General features: G+C 60.9%; 1 protein-coding gene. It reads right to left on the reverse strand.

Annotation, left to right across the window (positions count from 1 at the left end):
• Window positions 1–1,789 (reverse strand): acetate--CoA ligase (acs, locus tag SHM7688_RS17665; protein WP_083499123.1); only part of this gene is annotated, 1,789 nt, incomplete at both ends.

The following is a 1,789-nucleotide window of genomic DNA, read 5'->3' on the forward strand; positions in this document are numbered from 1 at the left end:
CGTAGTCGTTTTCGGCGATTTTGCGCAGGATGCGGCGCATGATTTTGCCGGAGCGGGTTTTGGGCAGGCCCGGTGCCCATTGGATCAGATCCGGGCTGGCGATGGGGCCGATTTCGGTGCGCACCCAGGTGCGCAGCTCTTTCATCAGCTCCTCAGAGGGCTCCTGATCGTTCATCAGGGTGACATAGCAATAGATGCCCTGGCCCTTGATGTCATGCGGATAGCCCACCACGGCGGCCTCGGCCACGGCCGCATGGGCCACAAGGGCGCTTTCCACCTCCGCCGTGCCCATGCGGTGGCCGGAGACATTGATCACATCATCCACACGGCCGGTGATCCAATAGTCGCCGTCTTTGTCGCGGCGGCAGCCGTCACCGGCAAAGTAATAGCCTTTGTAATCAGAGAAATAGGTTTTCTCAAAGCGCTCATGATCGCCCCAGACCGTGCGCATCTGGCTCGGCCAGCTGTCCTGAATGCAGAGCACGCCTTCCACGTCATTGCCGGTGATTTCCTCGCCGGACTGCGGATCCAGCACCACTGGGTTGACGCCAAAGAAGGGCTTCATCGCCGCGCCGGGTTTGGTGGCATGGGCGCCGGGCAGGGGGGTCATCATATGGCCGCCGGTCTCGGTCTGCCACCAGGTGTCCACGATCGGGCAGCGGCCGCCGCCGACCACGTCGTTGTACCAGTTCCAGGCCTCCGGGTTGATCGGCTCGCCCACGGTGCCAAGGATGCGCAGCGAAGACAGGTCACATTTCTCCACATAGTCATTGCCCTGACCCATCAGCGCGCGCAGCGCGGTGGGCGCGGTATAGAACTGATTGACGCGGTGTTTTTCGCAGACCTGCCAGAAGCGCGAGGCATCCGGATAGGTCGGCACGCCCTCAAACATCAGCGTGGTCGCGCCATTGGCCAGCGGCCCATAGACGATATAGCTGTGGCCGGTGACCCAGCCCACATCAGCGGTACACCAGAAGATGTCGCCGTCTTTGTAATCAAAGGTGTATTCATGGGTCATGGCGGCATAGACCAGATAGCCGCCGGTGGAATGCACCACGCCTTTGGGCTGACCGGTGGAGCCTGAGGTGTAGAGAATGAAGAGCGGATCTTCGGCGCTCATCTCTGCAGGTTTGCAGTAGTCATTGGCCTCGATGGCCATCTCATTATAGTCGTAGTCGCGCCCGTCGATCCATGTGGTCTGATCGCCGGTGCGTTTGACCACAAGGCATTTGACCGTGTCTTTGGTATGCAGGAGGGCGGCATCGGTGTTGGATTTGAGCGCTGTCTTGCGGCCACCGCGCGGGGCGCTGTCTGCGGTGATCACCACTTTGGCGTCACAGCCGTTGATCCGTGCGGCCAGCGCGTCGGGGCTGAAACCTGCAAAGACAATCGAGTGGATCGCGCCGATGCGGGCGCAGGCCAGCATGGCATAGGCGGCTTCGGGGATCATCGGCAGGTAGATCACCACGCGGTCACCTTTGCGCACGCCGAGGCTTTCGAGCACATTGGCCATGCGACAGACACGGCGGTGCAGATCGGCATAGGTGATGGATTGCGCCGGCTCATTGGGATCATCGGGTTCAAAGATGATCGCGGCCTGATTGCCACGGGTTTCCAGGTGGCGGTCAATACAGTTGGCGGCGACGTTGAGCGTGCCGTCCTCAAACCATTTGATGTCCACATTGCCCGGGGCGAAAGAGGTGTTCTTCACCTTGCTGTAAGGCTTGATCCACTCCACGCGCTTGCCATGCTCTCCCCAAAACGCCTCAGGATCCGCAAGCGAAGACGC

The organism is Shimia marina, from assembly GCF_001458175.1.
Lineage (GTDB): Bacteria > Pseudomonadota > Alphaproteobacteria > Rhodobacterales > Rhodobacteraceae > Shimia > Shimia marina.